18 protein-coding genes and 3 tRNA genes are annotated in these 22,812 nt (G+C 61.0%); 6 read left to right on the top strand and 15 right to left on the bottom strand.

Annotated elements, in window-relative coordinates; all coding sequences use genetic code 11:
* Positions 1–14: 14 nt before the first annotated feature.
* A complete protein-coding gene (locus tag H6A15_RS03860) occupies positions 15–554 on the bottom strand; it encodes a hypothetical protein (protein ID WP_204672378.1) in 540 nt (179 codons plus the stop codon).
* A gap of 260 nt (positions 555–814) precedes the next feature.
* Between H6A15_RS03860 and H6A15_RS03855 the strand changes: the two genes are divergently transcribed.
* From H6A15_RS03855 to H6A15_RS03840, 4 genes are all read left to right on the top strand, one after another.
* Positions 815–905 (top strand) — tRNA-Ser (locus H6A15_RS03855).
* Between the two features lie 44 nt (positions 906–949).
* Positions 950–1,042 (top strand) — tRNA-Ser (locus tag H6A15_RS03850).
* Between the two features lie 549 nt (positions 1,043–1,591).
* Entirely contained in the window at positions 1,592–3,550 is a 1,959-nt protein-coding gene (locus tag H6A15_RS03845; protein ID WP_204672377.1) for a BMP family ABC transporter substrate-binding protein, read from the top strand.
* Positions 3,547–4,197 (top strand): metallophosphoesterase family protein, encoded by a 651-nt coding sequence (locus H6A15_RS03840; RefSeq protein ID WP_204672376.1) that lies wholly within the window; start codon positions 3,547–3,549, stop codon positions 4,195–4,197. Before H6A15_RS03845 ends, H6A15_RS03840 begins: the two co-directional genes overlap by 4 nt.
* Positions 4,198–4,287: 90 nt before the next feature.
* Here the strand turns inward: H6A15_RS03840 and H6A15_RS03835 are convergent, their stop codons facing one another.
* From H6A15_RS03835 to H6A15_RS03805, 7 genes are all read right to left on the bottom strand, one after another.
* The gene (locus tag H6A15_RS03835; protein WP_204672375.1) at positions 4,288–5,541 is read right to left on the bottom strand and encodes a galactokinase; all 1,254 of its coding nucleotides are present in this window, start codon (positions 5,539–5,541) and stop codon (positions 4,288–4,290) included.
* A gap of 12 nt (positions 5,542–5,553) precedes the next feature.
* A complete protein-coding gene (locus H6A15_RS03830; RefSeq protein WP_204672374.1) occupies positions 5,554–7,143 on the bottom strand; it encodes a UDP-glucose--hexose-1-phosphate uridylyltransferase in 1,590 nt (529 codons plus the stop codon).
* A 42-nt stretch (positions 7,144–7,185) separates the two neighbouring features.
* Positions 7,186–9,372, bottom strand: a complete 2,187-nt coding sequence (locus H6A15_RS03825) for an alpha-galactosidase (protein ID WP_204672373.1) — start codon at positions 9,370–9,372, stop codon at positions 7,186–7,188.
* A 165-nt stretch (positions 9,373–9,537) separates the two neighbouring features.
* Entirely contained in the window at positions 9,538–10,386 is an 849-nt protein-coding gene (locus H6A15_RS03820; protein ID WP_204672372.1) for a carbohydrate ABC transporter permease, read from the bottom strand.
* Entirely contained in the window at positions 10,386–11,255 is an 870-nt protein-coding gene (locus tag H6A15_RS03815) for a carbohydrate ABC transporter permease (protein ID WP_204672371.1), read from the bottom strand. Before H6A15_RS03815 ends, H6A15_RS03820 begins: the two co-directional genes overlap by 1 nt.
* 12 nt (positions 11,256–11,267) lie before the next feature.
* Positions 11,268–12,551, bottom strand: a complete 1,284-nt coding sequence (locus tag H6A15_RS03810) for an ABC transporter substrate-binding protein (RefSeq protein WP_204672370.1) — start codon at positions 12,549–12,551, stop codon at positions 11,268–11,270.
* A gap of 18 nt (positions 12,552–12,569) precedes the next feature.
* A complete protein-coding gene (locus H6A15_RS03805; RefSeq protein ID WP_204672369.1) occupies positions 12,570–13,685 on the bottom strand; it encodes an ABC transporter ATP-binding protein in 1,116 nt (371 codons plus the stop codon).
* A gap of 457 nt (positions 13,686–14,142) precedes the next feature.
* Here H6A15_RS03805 and H6A15_RS03800 point away from each other — a divergent pair, with 457 nt between their 5' ends.
* Together H6A15_RS03800 and H6A15_RS03795 are read left to right on the top strand one after the other, a co-directional pair.
* Positions 14,143–15,012: an AraC family transcriptional regulator gene (locus tag H6A15_RS03800; RefSeq protein ID WP_204672368.1), complete on the top strand. Its 870-nt coding sequence runs from the start codon at positions 14,143–14,145 to the stop codon at positions 15,010–15,012.
* A 129-nt stretch (positions 15,013–15,141) separates the two neighbouring features.
* Complete coding sequence (locus H6A15_RS03795) at positions 15,142–16,071, top strand: trimeric intracellular cation channel family protein (protein WP_204672367.1); 930 nt, start codon at positions 15,142–15,144, stop codon at positions 16,069–16,071.
* Positions 16,072–16,289: 218 nt separating this feature from the next.
* On the opposite strand, the gene typA is transcribed toward H6A15_RS03795, so the two are convergent.
* The 7 genes from typA to H6A15_RS03760 form a co-directional block, all read right to left on the bottom strand.
* Entirely contained in the window at positions 16,290–18,128 is a 1,839-nt protein-coding gene (typA, locus tag H6A15_RS03790) for a translational GTPase TypA (RefSeq protein ID WP_204672366.1), read from the bottom strand.
* A gap of 230 nt (positions 18,129–18,358) precedes the next feature.
* Positions 18,359–18,811 carry a hypothetical protein gene (locus H6A15_RS03785; protein ID WP_204672365.1) on the bottom strand — a complete coding sequence of 151 codons (453 nt, stop codon included), beginning with the start codon at positions 18,809–18,811 and terminating at the stop codon, positions 18,359–18,361.
* A gap of 184 nt (positions 18,812–18,995) precedes the next feature.
* A complete protein-coding gene (locus H6A15_RS03780) occupies positions 18,996–19,589 on the bottom strand; it encodes a J domain-containing protein (protein WP_204672364.1) in 594 nt (197 codons plus the stop codon).
* Between the two features lie 155 nt (positions 19,590–19,744).
* Positions 19,745–19,820, bottom strand: a tRNA-Lys gene (locus tag H6A15_RS03775).
* Between the two features lie 49 nt (positions 19,821–19,869).
* A complete protein-coding gene (locus H6A15_RS03770) occupies positions 19,870–21,150 on the bottom strand; it encodes an aminopeptidase (protein WP_204672363.1) in 1,281 nt (426 codons plus the stop codon).
* A 97-nt stretch (positions 21,151–21,247) separates the two neighbouring features.
* On the bottom strand, positions 21,248–21,925 hold the full coding sequence (locus H6A15_RS03765) for a hypothetical protein (RefSeq protein ID WP_204672362.1): 678 nt from the start codon (positions 21,923–21,925) through the stop codon (positions 21,248–21,250).
* Entirely contained in the window at positions 21,926–22,804 is an 879-nt protein-coding gene (locus tag H6A15_RS03760) for a phosphoribosylaminoimidazolesuccinocarboxamide synthase (RefSeq protein ID WP_204672361.1), read from the bottom strand. It lies immediately after the preceding gene.
* Positions 22,805–22,812: the final 8 nt, after the last annotated feature.

Below are 22,812 nucleotides of genomic sequence, written 5' to 3'. Positions count from 1 at the left end.
CCCGTAATTCAACGCTAAACGAACAGCAGCGTCCCCGAAAACGCCCCCAGCCGAGCATTCGGCGACATGGTTCTTCGCTGCAGCTGACTTGTCACGCCGACGCAGGCGTACGCATCGTCAAATACGTATCCATTTTCTCCGATTGTATAAGGCAGCGCGAGAAGGGTCGCCTCCGAATCGCCGCGCCGCGCGGCCTCGCACACCACCGCATCGGTATGTCGGCCATCCACATCGATCGAGCCGTCGTAGCACAGCACATACGCTTCGGGGGCGACGCGCGCAAGAAGCGTCTTGACCCCCTCGTACACCTCGTCGCTGCTGGCGGCTGGATGATCGGCCATCTCCATGCCGCTTGGGGTGCACACGACGGTGAACGGCATGAGCGCCCCATCGCGACGCAAGAGCTCGCATGCCTCCCAGAATGCATGGCGAACAGCCATCTCGAGGGCGCCGGCGTCTTCCAGCGCCCGGTCCGAGACCGATATCGCCGATGCCTTCGGCACCTCTCTTACCGAAGCCTGCCATGTCAGCGTATGTCGCATATCCTGTGTCATTCGTACATCTCCTCACGTTATCTGTGAGTGTAGATGCCATCCTGACGTCAGAACGTCCGATTCCGTGGTATTAAGAACAGCTTCCGCGCGATATAAGGGCGCCTTAAGTAATTTGAGCGACCTGCATCCTACCCAGAAGCGTGAGCACCACCTCTAGCTGCGACGTCCACAAAACGCCCGCAAACTGCATCAAATGCGGACCGTATGAAAAATCGCATTTGCATTGCGGGCGATATACGGTACAATTTCCTGTGCTTTACGGAGAGTTGTCCGAGTGGCCGAAGGAGCACGATTGGAAATCGTGTAGGCGTCAAAAGCGTCTCCAGGGTTCAAATCCCTGACTCTCCGCCAGATCATCCCACGGCGCACCACGGTGCGCCGTGTTCACCCCATGCGGAGGGGTGGCAGAGTGGTTGAATGCGGCGGTCTCGAAAACCGTTTATCCGGTGTTCCCGGGTACGAGGGTTCGAATCCCTCCTCCTCCGCCAGTTTCCCTTTCTACAACCAAATCATTTGAGACCTATAGCTCCTTGCAACTGGTTGCAGGAGGGATTCGAACCCGTAGGGCGCGGAGCGGAGCAAACGTGATAAACGTTTGCCGCGCAGCGCGCAAGGAGGCCACAGGCCTCCGCAGCGACCCGGGGCTTGCGCAGCAAGACCCGGACATCCCTCCTCCTCCGCCAGTTTCCCTTTCTACAACCAAATCATTTGAGACCTATAGCTCCTTGCAACTGGTTGCAGGAGGGATTCGAACTATGGCGCTCTCGCCATGATGTCGATTTCACATGGCAGCCCTCCGCTGGAACCGCACGACTCCGGCTCGACCCATGTCATCAAGACGAATAACTGTATATTGATATATTTCTATATAATATACGTTCTTTTTCATATATACCGAAAAAGAATCTACCACCATTTGCCGAAATGATATTCAAACCCGCCCAATCCCGACGCCAGCTTCTGTACGATGGTCCCATCGGCCGCGCTCACCGACACCCCTGAGCGGGCGCACACCAGACGAAGAAGTGGAGGGCATCATGCTGGAGGATTATCGCAAGGCGCGCAAAGCTGGCATCAAGCAGATCCAACGCGACGTCGCAGCAGGCCGCTATCCTTATCCTCCGGCACTCGACGATATTCTGAAAGGCCAGGGCTCACAAGGCGAAATCCCCATAGGCCTTACCGAAATCGATACGGCACTCATCGCCGGCACCAAGACGCGTGGCCGGCAGAATATGTTTTCAAGCGACTTCATGCCCCTTCCCGAAGCATCTTCGGAGTTTGCGGGAAAATGGAGCAGCCTCATCGATTCCCAGCGCGAAGAGGGCCTTCGAGACCCCATCATCGTCTATGAGTTCATGCAGCGCTTCTATGTGCAGGAAGGCAATAAGCGCGTCTCGGTCATGCGCTATCTCAACATGCCGACGATCCTCGCCAGCATAACGCGTGTCGTCCCCATGCCTTCCGACTCCAAGGCGTTTCGTGTCTATCAGGAATTTACGCGCTTCTATGCGGTCGCTCCCGTCTACGGCATTCTTTTCGATGAGGAGGGGTCCTATGTTCGCCTAGCGGCAGCCCTGGGCGAGACGCTCGACCGCGCCTGGCCGGACGAGAAAGTCAAATCTCTCAGCACGGCCTTCTATACCTTCTCTTCTGCCTGGAGGCGCAAGGGCGGCACCTATTTGGACATGGCGGTGGGCGAGGCGTTCCTCATCTACCTGAAAGTCTACGGCCTGGGCGAAGCGGCGGGAAAAAGCGAGCGTGAAGTCGATGACATGGTCGAACGCATGTGGAGCGAGTTCGTGGTGTCGTCGAAACCGGACGCCATAGACTATCTGGAAAACCCCACCCCTTCAAAGCCTAAGCTCCTGCCCGAACTCAAGACCATCTACAAGGGGGCAGTGCTTGCCAAGCCTTTCCGCGTGGGATTCATATACGAGGGAAACCCCGTGCTCGATGGATGGGAGGCCCTCCACGATCAAGGTCGACGCACGCTCGAGGCGCGTTTGGGGGCTACGGTGAAGACGGCGGCCTATCCCGACTGCAAGGCAGACGACGAGTTCGACTGGGCAGTCGACGAAGCGCTCGACGCTGGATGCGACCTCATCGTGACCGTCCATCCGACCCAGATGACCCAGGCGCTGCGCGCTGCGGTGGCACACCCCGACGTCGACGTCATCAACTGCTCGGTAAGCCTTTCACATAGCGCGGTCCGCACCTTTTACGGCCGCATGTACGAAGCGAAGTTTCTGCTGGGAGCGCTCGCCGCCTCTATGGCGGAAAACCACAAGGTGGGCTATGTCGCCGAGACCCCGGTGTTCAGCACCGTGTCGGAAATCAACGCCTTCGCCATCGGCGCCGCCATGATCGACCCCAAGGTCACGGTGTACCTGAAGTGGTTCTCGGCAAAGGACTATGACTGGAAACGCGAGCTCCATGAAGAGGGGGTGCGCATCGTCTCGGGGCGCGACTATCCCGTCCCCGCAAAACCCGACGAGCCCTGGGGCCTGTACCGCGTCGAAGACGATGAGACGGCCACGCATCTCGCAGAGCCCGTATGGCAATGGGGTCGGTATTACGAGCTCATCGTGCAATCCATCCGCAACGATGCCTGGAATCGTGAAAGCAGCGTGCGGCCAGACAAGGCCCTGAACTACTGGTGGGGCATGCGGACGGGCGTCCTGGACGTCAAGCTATCGGGAAGCCTTCCCCGAGGGCAGCGCGTACTTAACGAGGTGATTCGACAATCCGTCTTGAGCGGGCGCATCAACCCGTTCGCCGGCGAACTCGTTAGCCAAAGCGGCGTCATCCAGCAGGAAGGCGACGGACGCCTCTCGAGCGAGGAGATCGTTCGCATGCGCTGGCTGAACGAGAATGTCGTAGGGCGCCTTCCCGAACAGCGAGAACTCTCTGAGGACGGCCTGGAGAAGGTCGAGGTCGCCGGAGTGATACCGCTCGACCCCAGCGCCCTTGTACAGTCGGGAACCGCGCAATGAGGATCTTGGGCATCTCGGATGTCGAGGAGGACTGGCTCACCACCTATTACGACCACGAGCGTATGCGCGACGTCGACCTCATCATCTCATGCGGGGATCTGCCCGCGCGCTACCTGGAGCACATCGTGACGCTCGCCAACGTTCCCTTGCTCTACGTGCCCGGCAACCACGATACCGACTATGCTCGCCATCAGCCCGAGGGATGCATATCCATCGAGGGCGGCATTCGGTCTTTCCGGGGGCTCCACATCATGGGCCTCGGCGGCTCGCTGAAATACAACGGGACGGTCTATGGCTTTTCCGAACAGGAGATGCGCTGGCGCGCGGCAAAGATGTCGCTGCTCGCGCAGTCGACGGGAGGGGTCGATATCCTGGTCACCCATGCCCCGATTCGCGGATTCGGAGATCTCGACGACCTCCCCCACCGCGGATTCGAGGCCTTCGATACGCTCGTGGAGCGTCTGCGCCCGCGCCTCATGCTGCACGGGCACATTCACATGGCATATGGCCGCGTGGCGCGCACGCGCACCCATCCTGTAGGAACCACGGTTATCAATGTCTGCGGCGCCCATATCATCGACATCCCCGACGACGAGCTGCCTGCCGCAGGAGAGAGACGCGGGCTGCTCAAGGTGGACGAAGTCTAGAATGCGGCGGCGCGCCGAGAGGTCCACATCCCGGCGCGCCGCCTTGTCGGGCAAGACGAGCCCGACCCATCGCATGAGGCAGGCGCTTGCCTACATGCTTCCCAAGCACACGGCACCAGTCTGGCGGATGCCGGTACGGTAAACGTTCTGTGCGCCAAAGTAACCGGCCATGAAGTCCACATAGGCATCGGTCTTGTCCTTGGGCACCGCACACATGATCACACCGGCGAACCCGCCGCCGTGCAGGCGGCACACGCCCGCGCCGGCGCGACGCAGGAAGATTTCAGTAAGCGCGAGCGCGAGCGGAATCGACTGTTCAGAGGGGTCGCTCGCGACATAGGCATTCTGCAGCCACTTCCACGAGGAGTTGCCCGAAGCCTCGATCATCTCGAGCACCTTGGCCTTGTCGCCGGCCTCGAGCGCCGCCACGGCGGTGTCCACCCGGCCGCACTCCTCGAAGTAATGCAGGGCGCGCAGAATGGCACGGTCGTTGCCCACGCCCTCGCGCACGGCCTCCAGGTTCTCAAGCAGCACGTCCTCGTTGGTCTCGCAGAGGTTCTTCACGCCCAGGGCGGCGGCGACCTCACGCATCTCGCCCGGCACCGAGGAGTACTCGGCCGAGAGGTCCGCATGGCCCTTGCCCGTGTTCACGATCACCAGGTCAAGGCCCAAGGCGTCGTAGGAGAAATCGACCTTGCGATACCTCACGCCGTCTGAGAAATCCAGCAGGATGGTACCGCCCACCGCGCAGGCCATCTGGTCCATGAGGCCCGAAGCCTTGTCCCAGAAATGGTTCTCGGCGTACTGGCCGATGCGGGCATAGTCCGCGCTCGGGATGGAATCGCCGTTGAACAGGTGGTCGATGATGGTGCACACGAGCATCTCGAACGAGGCCGAGGAGCTCACGCCGGCGGACGGGATGACCTCAGAGGAGACGGTAGCGTTGAAGCCGCCCACCTCGTAGCCCATATCGCGGGCCGCGACGATCATGCCCGCCACGAGCGACACGGTGCCCTCGCAGTGCGGGGTCTCGGCGGCGGTGGCGACGTCGATGACGACCTCCTTGTCGTAGCCCTCGCTCGTGATGTGCACCTCGCCGTCGGCACGCTTGGCAGCCGCTGCGACCGTGTCCATGGTGATGCTCGCCGCGAGAATCTTGCCGCCGTTGTGGTCGGTGTGGTTGCCGATGATCTCGGTGCGGCCCGGAGCGGAGTAGAACTCGAGCTCTGCCTCGCCATAGAGCTCGTGATACCACGTCTCCAGGTGCTCGAGGCGTTTGCGGGCCACCTCGGCCGCCTTGCCGTACACCAGCGGCAGCATAACGCTGTCCTCGTTACCCATCATGTCCTCCGTCTCTTATTTGACGCTTTCGATAAAGCGAGCGAACGCCTTGCGTCCCTCATGCGTGTCGGCAAAGACCGCACACTGCTCGAGCACCTTCGAGAACACCTGGCCGATTTCTTCCTGGAGCACGTCATCGAGCGCGTCCGCGTCGGCCTGCTTGATGCCCGACAGGTTCTCGGGCCGGTACTGCGGATACTTCTCCAAGATCTCGGCCGCCCAGGCGGCGTGCGCGGCGACCTCGGGCACCTGGGCGGGGTCCTCGCCGGCAAGAATCACCTTGCGCAAGCGCTGCATCTCGCCCAGCAGGCGGGAGGGCAGGACCGCAAGCCCCATGACCTCGATGAGGCCGATGTTCTCTTTCTTGATGTGGTGCAGCTCCGCGTGCGGGTGGAAGATGCCGAGCGGATACTCGTCGGTGGTGCGGTTGTTGCGCAGCACCAAGTCGAGCTCAAAGAGCTTGCCGCGGCGGCGCGCGATGGGCGTGATGGTGTTGTGCGGGGTGCCGCCCGTGTGCGAGAGCACCCCCACCGACTCGTCGGAGTAGCCGCGCCAGGCGGCGAGGATCTTCTCGGCGAGCCTCACGAGCGGCGTGGGCTTCTCGGCATCCAGACGGATGACCGACATAGGCCACTCGACGATACCCGCCTCGACCTCCTCGAAGCCCGGAAAGGTGAGCCGCTCGCGCAGCTGCGCCTTGGCCATGGCGAAGGTGTAGCGGCCTCCCTGGTAGTGCTCATGCGTGAGGATGGAGCCGCCCACGATGGGCAGGTCGGCGTTGGAGCCCAGCGTGTAGTGAGGGAACTGGTCCACGAAGTCCAGCAGGCGCACAAAGGTGGTGCGGTCGATCTTCATGGGCACGTGCTGCTCGGAGAGCACGATGCAGTGCTCGTTGTAGTACACATACGGGCTGTACTGCATGTACCAGCGCTCGCCGCCTGCCAGGCGCAGCGGCATGAGGCGGATGGTCTCGCGCGCGGGGTGGTCGAGGCGCCCCGCGTAGCCCTCGTTCTCGCGGCAGAGCTGGCAGCGCGGATACGGCTCGGGGCCACCCTCCTTCTGCTTCTCGAGCGCAGCGGCGATGGCCTTGGGGTCCTTCTCGGGCTTGGACAGGTTGATGGTGATGTCCAGGTCGCCGTAGCGCGTAGAGGTGACCCACTTGCGGTCGCGCGCGATACGGTAGGTGCGGATGTAGTCGGAGTCGAGCGAGAGCTTGTACAGATAGTCGGTGGCCTTCTCGGGCGAGACGCGCAGCCGCTCGCGGAACTCGCGCACCACGTCGCTCGGACGCGGCGTGACCACGCCCATGAGGCGCGTGTCGAGCAGGTCGCGACTTGCGATGCCGCCATCGATGACGCCGCGCGAGACGGCATCGTCCAGCAAGGCCGCGAGGATCTCCTCGAGCGAGGGACAGGCCGCTGCCGCCGTAAAGCGGGCGCACGCCCGCTTGGGCACAAAGGTTCCGGCTGGCTCATAGCGCAGAATGTCAAACATGCCGTTTGACGCATAGGTGACATCGCTCTTGCCGATCAGGCCCCGCTCCAATGCGTAGGCGACGAGCGCCGCCACGCCGTCCTCGGGACCCGAAAACCACGTACGGTCCATGTTGGCTTCCCTTCCCCGCCGGCTCTCAAACCGGCGGAAACCTTAGTCGATTCGCTCGAATCGGTACATGCGACTCGCATACGGTGCACACGACACCGGCAGCGGCAAACCCGCATCCATGAGGGCATCCGCCATGAAGATGCGCCCCGAGACCGCCTCACGGTAGGCGGCTCCAGGAGTCAGGCCGCGCGGCGTGACATATTCGGCCTCGCCGTAGCCCTCGACCTTCATCACGACGGCAAACACCACGGCGCAAGATCCGTCTTCGGTCGCATATTCCCAGGCAAAGACGTCGTCTTTTGGCGTGGTGAGACGGTATAGCAGGCCCTCGCGCACGAGCGGCTCGATCTCGCGATAGGTCGATACCTGGCCGCGGATGATCTCGCAAGCGCGCTCGGGAAGTTCGAGCAGGTCGAGCTCGTATCCAAAGCCGCCGCCAGCCATTGCCACAAGGCCGCGCGCCCCCAGCGGAACGTCGCGCCCGTTGACCTCATTGGGACAGGCGGAGACGTGCGCGCCCATGGTGCTCGCCGGATAGATGAGCGACGTGCCGTACTGTATGGTCATGCGGTTGTCCGCGTCGGTGTTGTCGCTCGTCCAAATCTGAGGCGTGTAGTACATCATGCCCGCATCAAAACGGCCGCCGCCAGCCGAGCAGCCCTCGAAGAGCATGTTGGGATAGCGCTCGTGCAGCCGCTCGAGTAGATCGTACAGGCCGAGCATGTAGTCGTAGAGCACCGTGCCCTGGTTGCGGGTGCCATGCGAATACACATCCACGATGCTGCGGTTGTAGTCCCACTTTACATACTCGATGTTCGCCGAGTCGAAGACGGCGCAGAGCTGCTCGTAAAGATTGTCGCGCACCTCGGGGCGCGAGAGGTCGAGCACGAGCTGGTCGCGGCCGAGCACCGGCTCTTTTCCTGGCAGGGCGAGCACCCAGTCGGGATGAGCGCGGAACAGGTCGCTGTCCTCGCTTACCATCTCGGGCTCCACCCAGATGCCGAATTTGAGCCCGAGCGCGTTCACGCGTTCCACCAGATCGTGCAACGAGCCGCCGAGCTTCCCCTCGTTCACCGTCCAGTCACCAAGCGCGCGGAAATCGTCGATTCGGTTGCCAAACCAGCCGTCATCCATGACGAGCATGTCCAAACCGAGCTCGGCGGCCTTCTCGGCAAGCCGCAAAAGTGAGTCGCCGGTAAAGTCAAAGTAGGCGGCCTCCCAGCTGTTGATGAGCACCGGGCGCGGGCGGTCACGCCAAGGGCCGCGCACGATGTGCTCGCGAATGCAGCGGTGCAGATTCTGCGAGAGGCGACCGAGGCCGGCGTTGGAGTAGGTGAGCATGACCTCGGGGGCGACGAGCTCATCGCCCGGCTGGAGCGGATAGGAGAACTGGTTGTCAGAAAGTCCCATCTGCATGCGGGTCTGCTCGTACTGGTCGCGCTCCACCTGTGCCTCAAAGCCGCCGCTGTACACGAAGTTCATAGACCAGCAGCGACCCGCGGTCTCGGTGGTGTGGCGCTCGGTCAAGATCATGGCAGGGTTGTACTGGTTTGAGGACATGCCCCGGCGGCTCCCCACGCGGAAAGCGCCGTTACCCACCGGATGGCGGTCTGGGCGGCGCTCCATGGCATGGCGACCGTTCAGCGTGATCACATCATAATCACCATGGACAAAATCCAGGCAGGCCGTCTGCGCGCGCGTGACCGTGACCGCTTTTTGCCCAACGTTTCTGATGACCGCGGCACGGGTGATGACATCCATATGTGGCAGGACGCCGTACAGAAGCTCCACCTCAAGCCCCAGGCGCGGGTCACCGAGTGTGATGGAGAGCGTCTTCGCGTCGTCCCCCTCACCAGCATAGGCCGCCGGCAGCCCCGGCAGGCCGTACTTGCCCTCGCGCAGCTCGTGACGCACGTAGCGCAAGTCGCAGCCCCACGCGCCCTCGGCGTCGCGCACCTCGAACAGCGGGCAGCGCATATCTCCCGTGCCTTGGAAGGGGTACTCCTGAGGGAGCACGTCGAGCGAATAGGTCCTGTCGGCCACATCATGCGGAGATCCGCACATGCCGCTGCGGTCGGCATAGGTGATGAGGTAGTCCATGGTGCCCTCGGTACGAGAGCCATAGTAGAGATGAAGCAGGTATCCAAACCGGTCGACCTGCATCTGATAGGTCGATCGATCCGTATGGATAGTAAAGGTCTTCGTCTCGGAGTCATAGACAAGCGGCATGGTTCCTCAGGCTTTCTGTATCGTTACAGGGTGTTTGAAGTTTCTATCGCCCCACACCGTCGGGCCCTGTTGCCAGGGCCCGACAGGGGGGTGAGAATCTGCATCAGTATAGCTGCGGCACCTAGAATATCCAGCGGATTTATGCCCCGATGCCAAGGCTCACCGCTACTTCACGGCACCGTTGGTGACACCGCCGATGATCTGCTTCTGCGCCACGATGTAGAAGATAATCATGGGCAGCATGGCAAGCAGGTAGCTGGCAAATGCCAAGTTGTAATTGGTGGAGAAGGCGGTCTGGAAATTCATCTGCGCGAGCGGCAGCGTGTTCACACCCGAGCCTCCCATGATGACGAGCGGCGTCATGACGTCGTTCCACACGGCGAGACCGGTGATGACGGCCACGGTGGCATGCATGGGCTTCATGAGCGGGAAGATGACCTTCCAATAGGTGGTCCAGGTGCTGGCGCCGTCGACGCGGGCGGCCTCCTCCAGCGCGATGGGGATGTTCTTCAGGTAGCCGGTGTAGAGCATCATGTTCATGGGCATGTAGAAGACCACATACAAGATCATGACGCCCACCATGTTGTCCAGGTGCATGATGGCGGTCTGCTTGACGAGCGGCATCATGAGGATCGCGAAGGGCACATACATGCCGGCGATGATGAAGTAATACGACCACTTGAAGATGCGCTTCTTGTCCATGTTGCGCCCGATGGCGTAGGCGGCGAGGCTATGGATCAAGATGGACACGACCACGGCGACCACCGTGATGATGAGCGAGTTCAGGAAGGAATTGAAGAAGTCCGTAACCTGAATCGCCTCAATGAAGTTGTCAAGGCTCCAAGAGCTCGGCAGCGAGAGGATGCCGGCGATGTCGTTGGTCATCTCGGACGGGTCCTTGAAGGCGATGACCACCGCCATATACAGCGGGAAGATGATGGTGATGAGACCGATGATGAGCAGGATGGTGATTGGCCAGTTAACCCGCTCTTTGACCTTTTCGGTGTTAGCCATTAGAGCTGCTCCTCCTTACTGTTCAAGAACTTGGTCTGCAGGATGGAGACCACGGCGATGAGGATGAAGAAGATCACCGCGTTGGCGCACTGGTAGCCAAACTGGCCGCCGGCAAGGCCGTTGTTGTAGATGAGGTAGGAGATGGACTCCGTCGACTGGGCCGGGCCGCCCGACGTCATGGAGACGATCTGGTCGAAGACCATGAGCATGTCCTTCATGACAAGAACCATGTTGGTGGTGACGCTTGGCATGATGAGCGGGAACGTGATGTAGCGGAACTTGTCCCAGCCGGTCGCGCCGTCGAGCGCTCCTGCCTCGTAGACATCCTCGGGAACCGATGAGAGGCCGGTCAGATAGATGATGGTGGTCTGGGCGCATGCCTGCCACACCACCACGATCACGATGGCGACCCATGCCCACTCGGTACTCGCGAGAATCGATTCGGTGCCGGTGATAGCCGGGACGATATAGGTGAAGAAGTAGCTGAACACGTAGCCGACGACCAGGCCGCCCAGAATGCGGGGGACGAAATACAGGCCGCGCAGGGCACTCTTGAACTTGATCTTGCTCGACAGCCCGATAGCCAGAATGAGCGAGATGATGTTTGTGCCGAGCGTTGCCACCACGGCAACCTTAAACGTGAACAGATACGAGTTGAGCACGCGGGCGTCACTGAACAGGTCCAGGTAGTTCTGCACGCCCACGATGTTGAACGCGCCGTACCCCTTGGAGTCGGTAAAGCTATAGAAGAAGCCCGTGAGCAGCGGGAATGTGTTGAATGCTACAAAGAGCACAAGCACCGGGATGAGGATCAGCATGAAGGTGCGATTGCGATCCGACCCGTTCTTGGCCATTGCGAGATTTGCCATGTCCTCTCCTCCTTACTCTTGGCTCTCGGCAGCTTGGACCTTACGGATGACGCTGCGGTTATAGCGCTGCCAGTCGGTATCCCACTTCTCCAAGAACGCGTCGATGTCCTTGCTGAGCAGCATGGTCTGGAGCTGTGCATCGCACGCCATGGCTGAGGGATAGGAGTGGTCGAGGTAGTCGAGCACCTTGCCCTCTTCAATCCACTCGGCAACGCCGTCGAACAGCGGATCGAGCGTGAAGTCACCCTCCAGGCACGGGATGGCGCGCTGGTCGTCGATATAGGTCTGGATGTTCTCCGGCTGAGCCAGGAAGGAGATCATCTCATAGACGGCATCCTTGTGCTGGCAGCTCTCGGCCACGCACCACTGCAGGTCGACGCCGGAAACCACGATGCGGTCGTCGGGATTCTTTGCAGAGGGCATGGGGAACATGCCGATATTCATCTCGGGATTCACCGAGAGAATCTGCGGCACGGCGAAGCTGCCGCATGGATACATCGCCGCCTGCCCACGTGCGAAGGCGGTGCAGGCGTCGTTGTAGCTGTAGGCAAAGGGGCCTTCCTCGGCGTAGTCGAGCATCTGCAGCATCATCTCGGCGGGCTCGCGATAGTAATCCGAGAACTTCGCGGTTCCGGCATTCACCTGTCGCGCCAGATCGGAGGGCACGAGGTTGGTGGTGATGGAGTTCCACGGCGACAGGATCGTCCACGTGTCGAGGTAGCCGAGGTAGAACGGCAGCACCTCTCCCTCTGCCTTGATCTCGTCGCACAGGGCGATGAGCTCGTCCCAGGTGGTGGGAATCTCCCAGCCCTTTTCCTCAAACATGTCCACGTTGTAGAGCATGCCTGCGGCATTGGCCACATACGGCACGCCAAAGACGCCGTCCATGGGCACGTAGGTGACGCTCTCCAAGATGTCGCGATAGGCAGGGTTGACTTCCTCCATGGTGGGGCAGTCCGACACGTCGGCAAGGATGTTTGAGTCGGTAAAGCTCGCGTAGTCGGCGTCGCCACCGATGCCGATGACGTCAGGATAGTTCTCGCGCACAAAGCGGGTCTTCATGACGGTCACGGCGTCGGCGGGACTTTGGATATTGAGATAGATGTCGTCGTGGGTCGAGTTGAACTCATTCATGAGCTGCTCGAAGATGCTCACGGCCTCCTGCTTATAGGAGACGATCTCCACTTCGACCTTGCCGTCCGAGCGCTCGGTTGTGCAGCCGCTGAACAGAAGCGAAGCCGCCCCGGCAGCGCCGAGGCCCAGAAGCGAGCGTCGTGTGATTGGCTTATGCAGCATGCTTTACGCTCCTTCCGCTTAGTGAACGATGGCCAGCTCGGACTGCTTGTCGAAGACGTGCAGCTTGTCGACGTCGAAGGCGACCTTGATTCGGCTGCCCACGCGCGCCGGATTGGTGGCGGAGACATGGCTGGAAATGGCGCCGCCATCGACGTCGGCGTAGATCATGGCCTCAGATCCCAGCAGCTCGTAGACGGTGACCACGGCGTCGATCGTTTCGGAGAGGTTCTTGTGCTCAGAGTATTCGTTGGAGTCCACGACGTCCTCGGGCCGGATGCCGGCGACGACGACCTTGCCCACATACCCCTTGTCCTTAAGGACCTTGCCCTTGGCGTCAGGAAGCGTGATGACGTTTTTGCCAAAGGTGAGGGTCACCTTGCCGGCGGCCTCGCCCACCGCGGCGTCGATGAAGTTCATCTGCGGAGAGCCGATGAAGCCGGCCACGAACAGGTTGCACGGCTCGCCATACAGCTTAGACGGAGTGTCTACCTGCTGCATGACGCCGTCTTTCATGACGACGATGCGGGTGCCGAGCGTCATGGCCTCGGTCTGGTCGTGCGTGACATAGATGATCGTTGCGCCCAGACGGTCATGGAGCTTGGAGATCTCGGCGCGCATCTGGACGCGAAGCTTGGCGTCGAGGTTGGAGAGCGGCTCGTCCATGAGGTAGACCTTGGGGTTGCGCACGATGGCGCGGCCCATGGCGACGCGCTGGCGCTGACCGCCGGAGAGCGCCGAAGGCTTGCGGTCGAGAAGCTTCTCAAGGTCGAGAATGCGGGCGGCCTCGCGCACGGCCTTGTCGATCTCGGCCTGCGGAGCCTTGCGCAGCTTCATGGGGAAAGCCATGTTGTCGTACACCGTCATGTGGGGATACAGCGCATAGTTCTGGAATACCATCGCGATGTCGCGATCCTTGGGCTCGACATCGTTTACGACGCGGCCATCGATCTTGAGGGTGCCCGAGGTGATGTCCTCAAGACCGGCGATCATGCGCAGCGTGGTCGACTTGCCGCAACCAGAAGGGCCGACGAAGATGATGAACTCCTTGTCGGCAATCTCCAGGTTGAAGTCCTTGACGCCCTCATAGCCGTTTGGGTACTTCTTTCCAATGTGTTCGAGTGAAAGTCCTGCCATGACACAGCCCCTTCCTGCGCGCTCGGCCTCCTCCGGACCGGCGGCATATCTTTACCGTGTCTTCATTCTATGTTGTCATTATTCTTTCTTTTATTATAAGTTTGATATATTTTATTCATAAATTAGTGTTATTGCAGGTATATAGGTATATATTTCCTAATACTCTTTCTCACATCTTTCGCCAAACGGTATCTTTTACGCTGCCAACGGACTACTTCCGATATGCTATCTAGGCCTATTACCTCGTAGTTTTTTATCTTTAGCACTATCAAGTCATCAGTTGAGCATTTCTCGCATAATGGGTTATATATCATTATACTAGTTGTATTCCATAATAATTTATTGTATTTGGAGTTAAATAGTGCTTTCTGGTATATATAGTTGGTAACGGGTTTGGCCTGACAACGCAGTAGGGGTATTGTCTTGGCATATTGTATGAACAAATAGGAGTTGTCCCATGCCTGTTCATGACCTGCAGTTCGCTACGTTCTCCGGCAGCAACTTCATCGACCTCATGCCATATCAATATGGCCGCGAGATCTGCGAGCCCGGACATGCCTTCGGTCCCGCTCAGAGGCGGCACTACCTCTTCCATTACATCATCTCGGGTCGCGGGACGCTCATCGCTACTGACGACAACGGCGAGCAAAGGCGCTTTGAGCTTTCAGCGGGCGAGGGCTTCCTCATCTTACCCGGACAGGTCAACACATACCTCGCCGATATGGAGGATCCCTGGGAATATACCTGGGTCGAGTTTGACGGCGCCGTGGTAAAGGAGACCATTCGCGCAACCGGCCTAACCAGCTCGTCCCCCGTCTATCGCTCTGCCGACAACGACCTGCGCGACGCCATGGAGCAAGAGATGCGACACCTCGTCAACCACCGTGACGAGTCGCCGTTCCATCTCGTCGCACACACGTATCTCTTTCTGGACTATCTGAGACGCTCCATCGTCCCGCGCCAGCTTCCCGCGACGAGCAAGCTGCAAGACTTCTACATCCGCGAAGCGATCTTGTTTATCGAGCAGAACTACCAGAATGACATCTCGGTTGAAGACATCGCTCAGCAGACCGGGCTCAACCGAAGCTACTTCGGCAAGGTATTCAAAAGCGTGGTCAACAAATCGCCGCAACAGTATCTCATCAACTTCCGCATGGGCAAGGCGACCGAACTCCTCAAGCTCACCGCCTTATCGATCGGTGAGGTCGGCAAGGCCGTGGGATATCCCAACCAGCTCCATTTCTCTCGAGCGTTCAAATCGGTCTTCGGCATGTCTCCCCGCGAGTGGCGCAAAGAGAACACGCAGCAAGAGCCGCCGGTGCGCTAGCTTCTGCACGCACTCGCCATCTGACAGGTATCATAGGAGCGGCGCGGGCGGAGCTCCTCGCCCGAGCCGCCGCCGCATCATCCCGCCACCGCTCTTCGGTTGAGCCAACTTCCATGAAAGGACGCCTTCATGACCGCTCCCCTCGTCGCCGGCATCGCCGCCGTCGCGATGGTTACCACGAACGGCGATGCCCCCGCGCCGCAGGTCTCTATCCCGCTGTGGATCGAGATGGTCGCGGTGGTGGTGGCGTCGGTATCCGGCGTTCTTACGGCTCGCGAAAAGAAGCTCGACCTGGTGGGCGCCGTGTGCCTCGCGGTCACATGCAGCTTGGGCGGCGGTCTTCTGCGCGATATGACCCTGCAGGTGGGAAACGTCTACATCTTGAACCAACCGCTTGCACTGCCCGCGGCAATTCTGACCGCCACGGTGGTATTTATCATCCCCTCGGTCGTGGAGCGACAAGACAGGCTCATCGCCATACTCGACATCTTCTCGGTGGGCCTGTATGCCGCTACCGGCGCCGACAAAGCCCTCGCCTACGGATTCAACCCCCTTATCGGCATCACCATGGGCTTTTTCACCGGCGTGGGCGGAGGCATGTTGCGCGACGTCTTCCTGGGTCAGACCCCGTATATCTTCCAGCGCAGCAACTTCTATGCCGTTGCCGCCATCGCCGGGGCCGCCGTGTACGTCGCGTTTGACGCCGCCGGAATGTCGCACGTGACGGGTGTGGTCGCCTGCGTAGCGGTGACCATGGGACTCCGTTGGATCTCGCTGCACTACAACATCATGAGTCCCACCGAGGTCGATCTTGCCAAGATGGTCCCCCATGGCCGGAGAAGGCGCCGTGGAAGCGATGCTGAGGATACCGACCAGCGGGAGCCGGCCGCCAAGCCACGCCTGGATCGCCCCGACCGCTCCAGCTCAGAGCTTGCCAATCGCCGGCGCCGCACGCTTGCAGACATCGATCGTCGCCGCGAGGAGGAGCGCCGCGAGGAGGCCGTCGCGCGCATCAAGCGCATGCGCCGCAAACGCCGCCAGCGAAAGCTCGACATCTAGGGAAACACTGATTGATTGATTTCTCGTGCCTCGCATCGGCATCGAAGCCCATCCGCTTATCAGACAGGTGCCGGCACCGGCGGGAACCCCTCTCAAAAAAAACCAGGCGGCACGACGCAAAGCGACCCGGAACACAGAAACGCCGGCCCATAAGGGCCGGCGTTCACAGAAGCCATCTTGGCAAGTCCTCGACTCACCCAGTCCAGGACAAACGGACGTTACTTGTTCACCTGACCGGAGCGAACAGCAGCCTTTTTACGGTCGATGGCCGAAAGCAGGCGCTTGCGCAGACGAATATTCTTGGGCGTGACCTCGACCAGCTCGTCGTCAGCGATGTACTCGAGCGCCTCCTCAAGCGTGAACGTGCGGGGAGGCGTGAGCTGCACGGCGATGTCTGCCGTGGAGCTGCGCTGGTTGCCCAGGTTCTTGGTGCGGGCGATGTTGACCACCATGTCGCCGGGCTTGTTGCGCTCGCCCACAAGCATGCCCTCGTAGCACTCGTCGCCAGGGCCGACAAAGAGCTGTCCGCGCTCCTGCAGGGTGCCGAGAGCATAGGCGACCGCCTTCTCGGTCGTCATGGAAATCATGGCGCCGTTGTTGCGCCCGCCGATCTCGCCGGCATACGGACCATACTCCAAGAAGGTGTGATAGAACACGCCCTCGCCGTGGGAGACGTTCAGGATGCGATTCTTGAGACCCATGATGCCGCGGGTGGGGATGCGGAACTCGATGTGGGTGACCGTGGTGCCGGCATGCATGTTGGTCATGGTGCCGCCTGCGTTGCCAAACAGCTCGATGACCTTGCCGGCATACTCGTCCGGGCACTCGACCACGGCCTGCTCGACGGGCTCGAGGCGCTCGCCGTTCTCGCCCTTCTTGAAGAGCACGCGCGGACGTCCGACCTGGAACTCATAGCCTTCGCGGCGCATGGTTTCCATAAGCACCGAAAGATGCAGGATGCCGCGGCCGGAGACCTCGACGCCGCTCTTGTCCTCGAGCTCGGTGATGCGCATGGTCACGTTGTTCTCACCCTCGTTGAAGAGGCGCTCCTTGAGCTGGCGTGCGCCGACGATATCGCCATCGCGCCCCACGAGCGGAGACGTCGAAGCCTCGAAGACGACCGAGAGCGTCGGGGGATCGATCTCGATGGGATCGAGATGCACGGGGTTCTCCGGATCGGTGTAGACGTCGCCGATATCGGTGCGATCGATGCCCACCACGGCGCCGATGTCGCCGGCCTTGACCTCATCGCATTCGGTACGTCCCAGATAGTCGAAGGTATACAGCTGGCGAACGGTGGCAACGGAGCTCGTTCCGTCGTTCTTCACGACAAGGATCTTGTCGCCGGTGTGAACGGTGCCCGAATACACGCGACCGATGCCGATGCGGCCCACATAGCTCGAGTGGTCGATGGTCACGCACTGCATGGCGAGCGGAGCGTCGAGATCGACCTCGGGAGCGGGCATGTCCTCCAGAATCATGTCGAGCAGCGGATACATGTCCGCGTTGCCATCCTCGGGGTCGCGGCGGGCATAGCCGTTCACCGCGCTCGCATACACCACGTGCTCCATGGCAAACTCGAGCTGCTCGTCGGTGGCGCCCAGGTCCGCCATGAGGTCCAGGCAGTCGTTGTAGGCGCGCTCGGGCTCGGCGCCGGGACGGTCGATCTTGTTGATGACGATCATGATCTTGAGACCGCAGTCGATGGCGTGGCGCAGCACGAAGCGCGTCTGGGGCATGGGCCCCTCAAAGGCGTCGACGAGCAGAAGGGCGCCGTCGGCCATCTTGAGCACGCGCTCCACCTCGCCGCCAAAGTCAGCGTGGCCGGGGGTGTCGATGACGTTGATCTTCACGCCCTTGTACTCAATCGAGCAGTTCTTGGCGAGAATGGTGATGCCGCGCTCGCGCTCCTGGTCATTGGAGTCGAGGACGCGCTCCTCGACCTGCTGGTTGGCGCGGAAGGCGTCCGTAGCCCGCAGCAGCTTGTCCACCAGCGTGGTCTTGCCGTGGTCGACGTGGGCGATGATGGCGATGTTTCTCAAATTCTCTGCTCGCATGTGGTGCTCCTTGTACCTATCTGCCCCGCGGTGCCGCGGAGGGTTCTTGCTGCTCGCTCAGCCTCGCTACGCTCAGAAGTCGCGAACGGCAAGAACCCTCCGCGGCCCGCGTCAGCAAAGGCGACATATGCACACAAACTGCGCGAGAATCCTTCGTGGCATATCAAGAACCTACAGGTGACATGCAAGAAAGGACACCTAGCGCAAACGCTCATAATAGTAAACGAAAATTAGAGGAGTGGTGGCTCTTCTCCGGCAGGTTGCGGATCACTCCATACAAATTGGTCTTCGTCCCCGAAGCCGTCATACAGAACATAGGCCGAGTAGCCGGTGGAAAGGCCTCGCTCATAGAAGCTCACCAGAAGGGCATCCGCGTAGGCCCCGTCTTCGTCCTGCACGCAGCCGGCATAGGCGACGGCATAACGAGCCGCCGGCCCCACATTCTCGGCGGGAATCCCCTTTTTCGAGCGTTTGATATATGTGCGAGCGGCCTCCAGGCAGGCCTCTTCGCCATCATCGGTAAAGGCCACCTCTACCCGCGTGGACGACGCATCCTCCAGGCACGCCACGACACCGGGGTCTTCGCCTGCGGCAAGGGAGTCCAGCATGGCGCCGATAAGGTCGCAGACCATTTCGTCCAGCTGGGGCGACACGGCATTGGTGTTGCTTGCGTCATGGCTCATGTCGCAGATCCTTTCAAGAATTTCGTAACACGGCAAAGAGGCTAAGGATTGGCAACCGGCTATGCTGCGCTCGATAGCGGCCTATGCGCGAGAGCCCAGGCAGCTTCGCATCATGCTCGGAGCCGTTTTGGCTTACGACCCTTCTGCTTTTTGCGTTGAGCAACGTCATTCTAGCATGTGCCTTCTAGAGCTTCCTTGCCTCTTCTGCGATCTTCCGAGCGGCGTCACGGGCCTGGAGCAGGTCGCGCGAGCGCGATTCAAGCGCTGACACCTGGGTTCCCATGGATACGACGTCGACCACGCCCCATACGACGAGCATGGTGGCGATCGATGCCACGATGCCGCCGATTCCCCCTCGCATGCGAGAAAACACGATGGCCACCACGGCGGCGACGGCCGCCATCACCGCCATGGACCGGCGGCGCTCACGCATCGTGCGCAGCTGGGCGACGACGGTGAGGCGCGCGGTCTCCGCCGCATGGGCTCGAGCCTCGGCCTCAAAGACGATCTCCGAGGGCGTCATGTCCCTTCGCCGCGACGTCTTTGAACCCCTGCCGGGGCGGGTGGCGCCAGATGATGCGCGCGACCCCTTCATCAGCACGTCGCGCGCCTCGTTGATGGTGCGCATCTGCTGCTCGGCGCGCTCGCGCAGGCGCTTGTTGTCGCCGAATTTATCCGGATGAAGCATCTGGGCAAGCTCGCGATAGGCTACCTGCACCTCACTCGGCGTGGCGTCGCTTTTGAGCCCCAGCACCCTCAGCGCTTCCTCGCGCGTCATGGGGACACCTCCCGTCACGCCGCAGCATCGTCTCCGTGCTTCACCGTGTCGCACAAGACCGCCTGCGCTTGGTCAGCAGCATGTATGGTAAGAGGCGAGGTGACCATGGCCGCCTCGCCTCTCTCCATCCGAGCACAGCTCGGAATCCGTTCCTATGGTGGGCCGTCAGGGGTTCGAACCCTGGGCCTTGGGATTAAAAGTCCCCTGCTCTGCCAGCTGAGCTAACGGCCCGCATGGGTGATTGTAACACGGACCATTCTCTACCGCCATGTCTCGACGTTTACTCCCAGCTCCACTGGCCGTTCACAAATACCGGCACCTCGCGTCCATCAGCGGTGATGCCCGTGATGTCGAGGTCGTCGGTGCCGATCATGAAGTCGACATGCGTCGTCGACATGTTGACACCATGCTCGCGCAGCTCCTCGGACGTCATCTCATAGCCGCCCTCGTAGCATTCCGGAAAACCGATTCCCAGCGCCAGGTGGCAGCTCGCGTTCTCGTCGTAGAGCGTGTCGTAGAACAGGATCTCGCTTTCGCGAATCGGCGTGTTCTTGGAGATGAGCGCCACCTCCCCCAAGCGGTTTGAGCCCTCGTCACGCTCGATGATGGAGCGCAGGGTTTCGAGACCGACCTCGGCACCAAAATCCACCACCCGGCCGGCCTCGAAGCGCAGCCAGAAGCGGTCGACCTTGTTCCCCTGGTGAATGAGCGGCAGCGCGGAATGCACCACCCCGTCGACGCGCTCGCAATCGGGAGACGTGAAGACCTCCTCGGTGGGGATGTTGGGGAAGAAGGGGTGGCCGTCGGGCGTGGCAGAACAGCCGCCCTCCCACACATGGCGATCGGTGAGCCCGACCACAAGATCGGTGCCGTTGTCGGCCTTGTAGTGGAGGCGATCGAAATGATGGTCGTTCAGGAAGCGCAGATTCTTCTCGAAGGTCGCATCATGCAGCTCCCAATCGCTCTCGGGATCCTCGCCGTCGGCGCGGGCGACCGAGAGAATCGAACACCACAGCTTATAGATGGCGACCTCGTCCTCCATGCCCGGGAATACCGTGCGCGCCCATGCCGCCACCGGCGCGCCCGCGATGCACCAGGGGTTGATGTTAAAGTCGAGCCCGCGACGAAACACGCGGCACTGGGTGTTTTTCGCCTTCGAGCTTGCGGCGGGCTTTGCCGGGTCGATGCCCTTCAGGGCCTCGGGGTCGGCGCCCTCGACAAACACGAAGCATGCGCCGTCCTTGGCGAGCGAGTCGAGCTGCTCGCGCTGCCAAGAGGGAACCGTCTCGAACCACGAAAGCTCGACGTGCTCATAGGTGAGGCGCGTCACCACGTCATCGCTCCAGATGACGGTCACGTGGCCCGCACCCGCCTCGTACGCGCACTTCACCAGCACGCGCACAAAGGAAGCGGTCTCGACCGGTGCGTTGACCACGACCTCCTGCCCCTGCTGCACGTTGACGCCCTGACGCATGATCAGGCGTGCATAGCGCTCGATCTTGGGCGCCAGGGCCTTCATTCCCGAGCGGGCGTCACTCACCGTCAGCGCGGCTCGAATCATATCTTCCTCCTTTTCATGCATAAGGGCGGTCGCGAGACTTACATCGTCCCACGACCGCCCCTCTTGTTTTGGTCGTCTGCATCACCCGGCGCCGACATTAGCGGCGAGAGCGATGATCCTTCTTGCGTCCGGACTTCTTGACCGGGGCGTTCTCGGGAGCAGCGTCGGCGACCTTTACCGGCTCGGATCCCTTCGCGTCGGCATCCTTTTTATCACGCGACGAGGTCGCTGCGTCCTGCTCGATGAGCTGGGTCAGCTTCTTCTCGGGCATGCCCTCCGCCTGCGCTCGATAGAAGTTGCGCAGAGGACGAATCTTGACGAAGTCATAGATAAACGTGCCGATGATGAAGGCATACGAGATGATCACGCCGGCGATCTGGATGGCGTAGGTGGACTGGACCATCTCCTCGTCCATGCCGAACAGCATGATCCACACCGCGATGATGAACACCAGCCCGATGCCGAGCATGATCCAGAAGTTGCGACGCTTCTTCTTGTACTCGGGATCCTTCTTGAGCATGATGTTCGAAGCCGTGTAGACGCGGTCTTCGCGACGGCGCTCTTCCTGCTTGCGGGCGCGCTTCTCCTCGCGCGACAGACCGGCAAGCGACTCTCCGCGCTCCGCCTCTTTGCGGCGAGCCTTCGAGGAGGCCGGCACCACGCGCACCGAGCCTCCGGCGGCGCGGGCAGGCTTGGCGGAGGCAGCGGACTTTCGGCCCATGCCCGTATACTCCTTGGTCTGGGTGCGCTTGTTGTTGGCGCTGCGCGTACTCACTTACTTGCTCTCCTTCATGCTTACAAACGGCTCGCCGGTGATGATCTCGTACGCCTCGCGATAGCGCGCAGACGTTCCCTCGATCACCTCGGCGGGCAGATGAGGGGTCTCGCCGGTCATATCCCAATTGGCGCGCAGCCAGTCACGTACGAACTGCTTGTCGTAGCTGGGCTGGACCTTGCCCTCCTCATAAGAGGCGGCAGGCCAGAAGCGGCTTGAATCGGGAGTGAGGCACTCGTCGATGAGCGTCACCTTGCCGTCGATGACACCGAACTCGAACTTCGTGTCTGCGATGATGATGCCGCGGGTGGCAGCATACTCGGCAGCAGCGGTGTAGATCTTAAGCGACAGGTCGCGAATCTGCTCCGCAATATCAGCGCCCACGAGCTCGACCGTGCGGTCAAACGAGATGTTCTCGTCATGGTCGCCGATCGCCGCCTTCGTGGAAGGGGTGAACAGCGGCTCAGGGAGCTTCGACGCCTCGGTGAGACCGGCGGGAAGCTTGATGCCGCAGACGGTGCCGTCCGCATCGTAGGTCTTCTTGCCGGAACCGGTGAGATAGCCGCGCACGATGCACTCGATCATGATCGGCTCGGCACGACGCACCAACATGGCGCGGCCCGACAGGTAGTCGCGATACTCGGCGAACTCGGCGGGGAAATCGTCGACGTCGATGCTCACCAGATGATTGGGAACCAGGTCGGCAAACTTGTTGAACCAGAACGCCGAGATGCGATTGAGCACCTCGCCCTTGAAGGGAATCTCGTCCGGAAGGATATAGTCGAAAGCCGAGATGCGATCGGTGGCGACCATCAGCAGGTTGTCGCCCGCCTCATAGATGTCACGAACCTTACCGCGAGAATCGGGGCGACGCTCCATGGAAGTCA

The organism is Enorma phocaeensis (assembly GCF_016901575.1).
Taxonomy (GTDB): domain Bacteria; phylum Actinomycetota; class Coriobacteriia; order Coriobacteriales; family Coriobacteriaceae; genus Limicola; species Limicola phocaeensis_A.
Note: the sequence above shows the minus strand (reverse complement) of the source record. Positions and strands in the feature narration are given on the sequence as shown.

Excerpts from the sequence above, each read along its gene's own strand:
- H6A15_RS03860 (WP_204672378.1), bottom strand. The coding sequence starts at position 554 with ATGACACAGGATATGCGACATACGCTGACATGGCAGGCTTCGGTAAGA.
- H6A15_RS03845 (WP_204672377.1), top strand. The coding sequence starts at position 1,592 with ATGCTGGAGGATTATCGCAAGGCGCGCAAAGCTGGCATCAAGCAGATC.
- H6A15_RS03840 (WP_204672376.1), top strand. The coding sequence starts at position 3,547 with ATGAGGATCTTGGGCATCTCGGATGTCGAGGAGGACTGGCTCACCACC.
- H6A15_RS03835 (WP_204672375.1), bottom strand. The coding sequence starts at position 5,541 with ATGATGGGTAACGAGGACAGCGTTATGCTGCCGCTGGTGTACGGCAAG.
- H6A15_RS03830 (WP_204672374.1), bottom strand. The coding sequence starts at position 7,143 with ATGGACCGTACGTGGTTTTCGGGTCCCGAGGACGGCGTGGCGGCGCTC.
- H6A15_RS03825 (WP_204672373.1), bottom strand. The coding sequence starts at position 9,372 with ATGCCGCTTGTCTATGACTCCGAGACGAAGACCTTTACTATCCATACG.
- H6A15_RS03820 (WP_204672372.1), bottom strand. The coding sequence starts at position 10,386 with ATGGCTAACACCGAAAAGGTCAAAGAGCGGGTTAACTGGCCAATCACC.
- H6A15_RS03815 (WP_204672371.1), bottom strand. The coding sequence starts at position 11,255 with ATGGCAAATCTCGCAATGGCCAAGAACGGGTCGGATCGCAATCGCACC.
- H6A15_RS03810 (WP_204672370.1), bottom strand. The coding sequence starts at position 12,551 with ATGCTGCATAAGCCAATCACACGACGCTCGCTTCTGGGCCTCGGCGCT.
- H6A15_RS03805 (WP_204672369.1), bottom strand. The coding sequence starts at position 13,685 with ATGGCAGGACTTTCACTCGAACACATTGGAAAGAAGTACCCAAACGGC.
- H6A15_RS03800 (WP_204672368.1), top strand. The coding sequence starts at position 14,143 with ATGCCTGTTCATGACCTGCAGTTCGCTACGTTCTCCGGCAGCAACTTC.
- H6A15_RS03795 (WP_204672367.1), top strand. The coding sequence starts at position 15,142 with ATGACCGCTCCCCTCGTCGCCGGCATCGCCGCCGTCGCGATGGTTACC.
- typA (WP_204672366.1), bottom strand. The coding sequence starts at position 18,128 with ATGCGAGCAGAGAATTTGAGAAACATCGCCATCATCGCCCACGTCGAC.
- H6A15_RS03785 (WP_204672365.1), bottom strand. The coding sequence starts at position 18,811 with ATGAGCCATGACGCAAGCAACACCAATGCCGTGTCGCCCCAGCTGGAC.
- H6A15_RS03780 (WP_204672364.1), bottom strand. The coding sequence starts at position 19,589 with ATGACGCGCGAGGAAGCGCTGAGGGTGCTGGGGCTCAAAAGCGACGCC.
- H6A15_RS03770 (WP_204672363.1), bottom strand. The coding sequence starts at position 21,150 with ATGATTCGAGCCGCGCTGACGGTGAGTGACGCCCGCTCGGGAATGAAG.
- H6A15_RS03760 (WP_204672361.1), bottom strand. The coding sequence starts at position 22,804 with ATGGAGCGTCGCCCCGATTCTCGCGGTAAGGTTCGTGACATCTATGAG.